A 7,315-nucleotide genomic window follows, 5' to 3' on the forward strand; every position below is an offset into this window, starting at 1 on the left:
GTAAAGAAGTTCTTAACTCTCACCTCCTGCTGTTGCTATTGTTGCGGCAAGACCATGCTGCAAGAGCAGTCCTGCGGGACAACGGCAGAGACAGGAAGCGACAAGGACAAGATTGCCCATGCTCCACCCCCTGCTGCAACAGCTGCGCCGATCCACTCTGGAGCCCCTGCAGGACATCCACTGGACGCCGGAACTGTTCGGGATCCTGCTGGTGTACTTTGTGCAAGGGGCGGTGGGGCTGGCGCGGCTGGCTACCAGTTTTTACTTGAAGGATAGCCTGGGCCTCGGCCCAGCGCAGGTGGCGGCGTTGATGGGCTTTGCCGTGATCCCCTGGACCCTCAAGCCGCTCTATGGGCTCCTGTCGGATATGCTGCCGCTGGCAGGCTACCGCCGCCGTTCCTACCTCTTGCTCTCTGGGCTGCTGGGATGTGGGGCTTGGCTGGGGATGGCCCTGTGGGCGCCAACGGCTGAGTGGGCGATGCTGTGGATGGTTTTGGGATCCCTGGCGGTGGCGGTGGGGGATGTGATCGTGGATTCGCTGGTGGTGGAGCGGGTTCACGGCAGCGACTGGGCGCGGACAGGCACGCTGCAGTCTTTGTCTTGGGGGGCGACGGCTTTCGGATCCCTGCTCACTGCCTATACCGGGGGGGCGCTCCTGGCCCACTACCCGCCGCAGGTGGTGTTCGGGCTGACGGCCTTGTTGCCGCTGCTGATTGCCCTGGCGGCTTGGGTAATTGTGGATCAGCCGGTGGCCTGCTCCTTTGGCTGGGATCCCTTGCGGCAGCAGGTGGGACAGGTGTGGCGGGCGCTGCGGCAACCCAGCATTCTCTTGCCGGTGTTGTTTGTCTTTCTCTGGCAGGCAACCCCCAGCGCCGATGTAGCCCTATTTTACTTTGTAACCACCGATCTCGGCTTTGGGCCGGAGTTTTTGGGACAGGTGCGGTTGGTTACCAGCATCGCCAGCTTGGTGGGGGTGGCAATCTTTCAGGTGTATCTGCGGCGGATCCCGCTGCGGCCTCTATTTGGCTGGATGACGGTTCTTTCGGCCGGGCTGGGCCTAACCAGCCTCATCTTGGTCTATCACCTCAATCGGGCTTGGGGCATCGACGATCACTGGTTTAGTCTGGGGGATAGCTTGGTGCTGACGGTGGCAGGGCAGATTGCCTTTATGCCCGTGCTGGTCTTGGCTGCCCGCCTCTGCCCGCCAGGGATCGAAGCTACCCTCTTCGCCTTGCTGATGTCGGCTTTTAACCTGGCGGGGTTTCTCTCTCAAGAGTTGGGATCCCTGCTCATGCACGCGCTGGGGGTAACCGAGAGCGATTTCAGCCATCTGGGGCTGCTGCTGCTGCTAACCAACCTGTCCACCCTCTTGCCGCTGCCGCTTTTGGGCTGGCTGCCGGAGGGGGGCACAACCCTTGCGGGAGCAGATCTGGAGGCGGAGGCCCACGCTTCTCTCGAAGCCTTTTTACGGGAGGTGCGCGCGGAAGAGGACGAGGCAGGGATGGAGGCAATCCCTTTGGGAGAGACGGACATAACCTATTCCTAAGGGGCTGGCTGCCAATCAGACGCATTCCTAAAAGCACCCCTCACCCCCAGCCCTTCTCCTAGAGGGAGAGGGGAGCTAGGGATGGAGGCAGCCTTCGGCATGCTTAAGTGCGAGCCATCAGGTGTACTGGCTGATGTCTTCCCCGGCCTCTGCCAGGAAGGAGAGGGCGCGGCAGCGCAAGGCCACCACCTGGTCGTAGAGGGGGTTGAGCTTGCACAGGGGGGGGATGTGTATCACCTTGCGGCCAAACAGCACCACCTCCCGCTCAAAGGGGCACTGGCCGGGGATCATACGGCACAAGAAGCGGGCTACCTTCGCGTCGCGGACTTGGATGCCGTCCAGCCACTTGCGCAAGGGAGCCAGAAGGTCGGTATAGCCGCTCTCGGCCTGAGCCTCTGCCGGCAATGGCGAGGTGGCGCCCTTATTGACCAGCGTGGCCCGGAGCAGGTGGAGCTGGGGAAGCTCCAGTCCAAAGGCAGCGACCAACTGGTGCAACAGGCGGTCTTCTGGCTCGGAATATACCCCGTCGGCAACGGCTGTCATCACCGCCGTGCGCAGGAAATCTTGCCGCAACTCCGGCTGTAGCTGGGCCGCCAGCTCCTCAGGAGAGAGGGGAGCGAGATCTTTCCCCTGGTCTTCTGGCCAGTCGGAGCGGATGAGATCTTCGATAAGTCGCTGCTCTTCGGGGCTATATTCTCCATCGGCCCAAGCAATGCTGAGCAGCCCTCGTAACCAAAGCTGCGCCTGTTGCGGCGAGCACTCCCTGGCAGAAGCAGGCATGGCACCGGTAGACATAGGGATCCCCCCGATCTGGCTTACCACCATTTTAGGGGGCTGCAAGGCGGATCCCGAGGGCTGAAAACCCGCCTCGCGCGGGGATCCCCGACCAAACCCTGGGAGGCTGCGGCAAAAGCTAGCGAATGTACTGGGCCAAAGCCCGCGAAGGATGGCCTAGACGCAGCTTGCGCAGAGCATCCCGCTCAATCTGGCGAATCCGCTCCCGCGTCAAGTTAAAGTGATCCCCCACTTCTCGCAGGGTTCTCGCCTTTTGCCCATCCAGCCCATAGCGCAGTTCCAACACCTTCCTCTCAATTGGCTTTAGGGCTTGCATGGCAGAACGCACATCTTGCCGCAGGGATTGCACCAGGATCCCTTCGAAGGGTTGCTCCTGCCGCTCATCTGGCAGCAAATCGCCAAGGCGGCTTTCCCCCTCCTGGCCGACTGGCACATCCAGCGACAGGGGCAAAGCAGCAGCCTGCTGGATCATGCGCAACTTTTTAACCTTGATACCCAGCGCCTCGGCCAGCTCAGCTTCTGTGGGCCGTCGCCCTCGGGCTTTCATCAGCTCGCGGTTGGTGCGCTTGAGCAGACGCACTTTGTCCACCATATGCACCGGCAGGCGAATCGTCCGGGCTTGGTTGGCAATGCAGCGGGTAATGCCCTGGCGAATCCACCAGTGGGCATAGGTGCTGAAGCGAAAACCTCGCTCGGCATTGAATTTCTCAGTGGCCCGAATGAGACCCATGTTGCCCTCTTGGATCAAGTCCAAAAAGGGCACCCCCCGGTTGAGGTACTTCTTGGCCACACTGACCACCAGGCGCAGGTTGGCGTTGATCAGCTTACGCTGAGCCTGCTCCCCCTGGCGGATGCGGGAGCGCAGGGTAGCCACAGGGATCTGCAGGGCTGCCGCCAGTTCCTCATCGCTGGGATCCTGCCCCCGCTGTTGCCGCCATTCCCTGCGGGCCTGATCGATGAGCAGCTTCTGCTGAATTTTGCGCGACAGCTCGATCTCCTCCGCGTGATCGATGCGGGGCACCCGACCAATTGTATTCAAGTAGTGATCGACGGCGTCTTCATTCAGCCGCAACCCGCTGGCGCTCGGCTCTAGGTCGGCCTCTGTAGCTGGATCCTGAGAGGCAGACTCAGCATCAAGCCACAGATCGTCGAGCTCCTGACGGGATGAGGCAATGTCTTCTTCAGGATGAGGACGAGAGAAAACCACGGCCCAGTGAGGAGAAAACGTCACCTCCTAGTCTAGAAAAGTTTCTCCTCCTGCCGAGAGCGAAAATCGATCATGGCCCTCTTTTTTGCCCGGAAATTTTTCCGGCTGGGTGCGGGAGTGGTAGGGATCCCATCTGCCAAGTTCTCGCCAGCAGAGCATCCTGCGCGAAAACATCCATAAGCGATTTTCGATCTAGACCTTGTGTAAGATATCCAGGGGACAGCTAGCTTGCCTGCTGCCGAGCAGGATCCCACAGGTTCTATAACAGGTTCTATAAAGTAGTAAAGAAGGCAAGGGGTAGCCTTGCCAGCATAGGCTACCATGGGCCGCCGGGGGAGCCATCGGGTTCCTCAGCCTGGACAAGAATATTCACAATCTCTTGCTCCTATGGAGTCTAACCTCAACCAGCACCCTCCATCGGCCAACTTGATCGGAGAGCGGGTGCGCTGGGTAAGGGAGAAGCTGCAACTGACCCAAGATCAACTGGCGGGTCGTCTGGCCAAATACGGTGTGCAGTTGGACTACGTCAAGATCGGCCAGGTGGAAAAGGGCAAACGACGCGTCATCGACAAAGAGCTGGTGGCTTTTGCCAAGGCGCTGGGGGTCTCGGTTACCTGGCTGCTGAGCGGCGACGAATCTCACCTGTAGCGCCTCCGGGGAAGCACCATGTACCGTTATTCAAGATCCCTGTCATTATGCGTGAAAGCACGCAAGCCTTTTTGCGCTTTGCCCCTGTCCTCGTCCAAGTATCCATGTAAATACTGAAGCATAGCTATAAGTCCGCCTGTCCAGGCCAAGCCCTGTCTCTGCCTCAGCTCTCCTGTGACCCAGGGGAAGTCCAGTCCTCGCCCTGGAGAAGGTGCAGGTTCTCCCAAAAGGGATCCAGATCACGGGCGGCTTCACAGCTTCATCTAAACTTGATATTGTTAATTTGGTGTAAGACAACCTCCTTCTCTCTGCTTGTGTGAGGTTGAGGGATGCTCTCTTTCTTTTTCGACCGTTTCAACGGCGCCAGCAGTCGGCAAAGCGGAGCCCATCGGGTTCTCCCTAGCAAAGCCACCAGCGCGCAGCGGATCCCGAATCGCATGTCTGCTCCCCACGAGGTGCTCAAGCGGGAAAAGCAAGTGCAGCGGGAGCGGGAGTTCGCCGAGATGGAGCAAAACATCAGCCGCATCCACTACTTTTACCGGAAGGCAGACATGCCCCTGGAGATGCGGCAGCTCCTCACCTACCGCAAGCTGATGGCGCTGGACTACTTTACTCCCCAGGCAGCGAAAGAGCTGATCAGGCAGTGGCAGCAACAAGAAGAGCGAGAACAAGAACGCCGCAAGGTCTAGAGGCCGTTTCCGCGCCAGACCCGTCGCAGGGGTAGCAATTGCTACAGGTATAGTTCGTCCAGAAGCTGCAGCAGGACAAAGCAGAGCCCGGCGCTGCCCAAAGGCACGGTCAGGTTATCCAGCCCCCACCAAGAGAAGACCTCTAGGCCCATGGCTATGCCTCCCGCCAAAAGGCTGATGGCGAGCAAGGAGGGAGAAAAGCCGAAGTACCCCAGCAGTAGCGCCGCAATCACCAAGCTGCTCACTGCCCACATGGTCAGGGATCCCTCCCAACTTTTTTGAATGGATCCCAGTTGATAGGGGTGCTTGCCCCAAGTTTTGCCCACCAAGCCCGCTAGCGCGTCGGCCCAGGTCATCACCAAAATGCCGATCACCGCAAATACCTGTCGCTGCGGCAGCCAAAACCAATACAGCAACAGGCCAATGCTGACAGCATAGAAAAAAGTGCCGAAGCTACGCCGCCCGACCCCATTCAAGCTAGGCAAAATAGCCACCCGGTAGGAGAGCAGCGCCAAGCCAGCAAACACCAAGGAAAATCCCACCCCGAGCCAGCGGGGCACCTGCAAAGCCCAGGCCAGCAGAATGATGTTGCCCACACCGATATGGATGACTTTGCGCACCCATTCCCCATCCACCTGTCGGGAGCGCAGCCATTCCGCCAAGGCAAATACAGAGGCCAGCCAGAGAGTGTAGTAAGCAAGCTGCTGGGTCAGACCCATGAGCTGGCCTCAGAGGGTTTTCAAGTAGCTGAGCAAATCTGCCATCTCCTGGGGATCCGGCTGAAACTGGGGCATGGGCGGAGTTTTGCCACTGGTTACCTGATGAATGATAAACCGGTCAGAGCGGCGGCTGCTAACTCCCCGCAGGCTGGGGCCCACTCGGCCATCGGCTTCTTCTCCATGACAGGCAGCACAGTTGAGGGCAAACAACGAAGCACCATGGCTGGGCTGACCCTCTAGGCTGAGGACGGCTTCAGTGTAAGGATCCAGCCCAGCTCCTGCAGCCAGCCAAATCCAGGTGAGGATTGTCAGACCCACAACAGCCAAGCCCAATCCAAGCTTTGTCGCCCAGCGCCCTGCCAGCAGCGCTTGCAAAGCGTGGAGGAACGGTTGTGGACGCTGCGGGGAGGGAGAGCGAAGCGAGGTTCGCTCAAACCCACACTCACCGTCACCAGAGGGGCGAGAACTGTCCGATCCAGCGATGTCTGAGAGGAAGGAAGGCACAGACAACCCTGAGAGAAACCGTTTCAATAGTTTACATTTCCATCAATACGATAGCTCAGGGGCCTCTTTCTGCCAACAATCTGTAACGGTATTTACTTTTTCTTAATTATTTGCTGAAGCTGTCTGAGGTTTAGGTTTCTCTAGGATGAGCCGGTGGGGAAACAGGCGCTGCATGGCTTCTGCCTGGGCCCAGGGATCGGTGTTGAGGCTGTGGATGACGTTGGCCCCTTGCAAGTAACTGCGGAGGCGATAGCCAACCTGCAGGTTTCCATAAATAACAACGGCTGCTACCTGCTCCCGCCGCCGCCCTAGCCAATCCACCACATAGTTGGGCAGAGGATCGCGAACAAAGGCTTGGAAAATCCACTGGCCGCTGCTGTTGTTTAGAGCTGCCTCCAGCAAGCTCAAGGGGGTAAGGGAATGGCTAAGCAGAGGAGGAAGACCCAAGCTGGCGGGAATGCTCAGGGCAGGAGATTCGGCTAAAAGCACTGCTTCAGGACCCAGGGAGAGATCCTGCCAGATCCAGTTCCAACTGCCGGGCGGCAAGGGCAAAGGCAGGGGTTGGCCGCCTGTCACTCCACCGCGGGCCATGGCCGCCTGACAGGGGGCAATGTCGCTCTCGGCTAGAAGGGATCCCAACTGGGCGACTCTGGGCAGATGCGGACGTGTGCCGAACAGCTTGGCCAAAGGCGAGTCCCTGGCCAGGGGATCCCCCAGGAGTAGGGGCTTTAGTTGCTCGTCGGAAAAGCCGCGGTTGAGGGCCGGGTCAGTGGGATCCTTAGCCCCCATCCAGCCGGGTACCAGGCTGAAATCTGTTTCCGCCAGGGCCGGCCACACTTGCTTGAGCAGGGCGGAGGTGGAGGGAAAAAGCCGCTGTTTGGCCCGCAGCACCCGCGTCACCGATTGGGCAATGGCCTGGGCATCTAGGGATCCCTGCTGCACGGCTTCCACAATGGTCGCCACAGCCGCCAAAGGATCGGGAGGGGCCAAAAGGAGGTCAGCGCCGGCCTGGAGGGCCCGCACTGCTAGTGGGCAGGGAGAGGGCTCCGTCTCACTGACGCGAACAGCCAGCTCGGCCAAGAAGCCCTGATCGAGGCCCTCGACCACAATCAGCCCACTGAACCCCCATTCTTGGCGCAGCAGTTGCGTTAGCCGCCCCGGCAAAAAAGAGATTGGCCAGCGCTCATCCCACTCTGGCAGCACCACT

General features: G+C 59.7%; 8 protein-coding genes. 3 read left to right on the plus strand and 5 right to left on the minus strand.

Going from position 1 to position 7,315, the window contains the following annotated elements:
* Window positions 1-118 precede the first annotated feature (118 nt).
* Entirely contained in the window at window positions 119-1,546 is a 1,428-nt protein-coding gene (locus NW845_RS07750) for a folate/biopterin family MFS transporter (protein ID WP_414377964.1), read from the plus strand.
* Window positions 1,547-1,663: 117 nt separating this feature from the next.
* Here the strand turns inward: NW845_RS07750 and NW845_RS07755 are convergent, their stop codons facing one another.
* Both NW845_RS07755 and NW845_RS07760 read right to left on the minus strand, forming a co-directional pair.
* Window positions 1,664-2,341, minus strand: coding sequence for a Mo-dependent nitrogenase C-terminal domain-containing protein (locus NW845_RS07755; RefSeq protein ID WP_414377966.1), 678 nt, complete (start codon window positions 2,339-2,341; stop codon window positions 1,664-1,666).
* A gap of 118 nt (window positions 2,342-2,459) precedes the next feature.
* Window positions 2,460-3,572 carry an RpoD/SigA family RNA polymerase sigma factor gene (locus tag NW845_RS07760; RefSeq protein WP_414364031.1) on the minus strand — a complete coding sequence of 371 codons (1,113 nt, stop codon included), beginning with the start codon at window positions 3,570-3,572 and terminating at the stop codon, window positions 2,460-2,462.
* A 363-nt stretch (window positions 3,573-3,935) separates the two neighbouring features.
* Between NW845_RS07760 and NW845_RS07765 the strand changes: the two genes are divergently transcribed.
* Entirely contained in the window at window positions 3,936-4,196 is a 261-nt protein-coding gene (locus NW845_RS07765) for a helix-turn-helix domain-containing protein (protein WP_041438621.1), read from the plus strand.
* A gap of 329 nt (window positions 4,197-4,525) precedes the next feature.
* A complete protein-coding gene (locus tag NW845_RS07770; protein WP_414364030.1) occupies window positions 4,526-4,885 on the plus strand; it encodes a hypothetical protein in 360 nt (119 codons plus the stop codon).
* A gap of 41 nt (window positions 4,886-4,926) precedes the next feature.
* Here the strand turns inward: NW845_RS07770 and NW845_RS07775 are convergent, their stop codons facing one another.
* From NW845_RS07775 to NW845_RS07785, 3 genes are all read right to left on the minus strand, one after another.
* Window positions 4,927-5,604, minus strand: a complete 678-nt coding sequence (locus NW845_RS07775) for a diacylglycerol/polyprenol kinase family protein (protein WP_414364029.1) — start codon at window positions 5,602-5,604, stop codon at window positions 4,927-4,929.
* Window positions 5,605-5,613: 9 nt separating this feature from the next.
* Entirely contained in the window at window positions 5,614-5,931 is a 318-nt protein-coding gene (locus NW845_RS07780) for a c-type cytochrome (protein ID WP_414364028.1), read from the minus strand.
* 279 nt (window positions 5,932-6,210) lie between these two features.
* A partial coding sequence (locus NW845_RS07785) for a glycoside hydrolase family 3 N-terminal domain-containing protein (protein WP_414377967.1) occupies window positions 6,211-7,315 on the minus strand: 1,105 nt, incomplete at its 5' end.

Source organism: Synechococcus sp. H60.2 (assembly GCF_047462315.1).
Classification (GTDB): Bacteria; Cyanobacteriota; Cyanobacteriia; order Thermostichales; family Thermostichaceae; genus Thermostichus.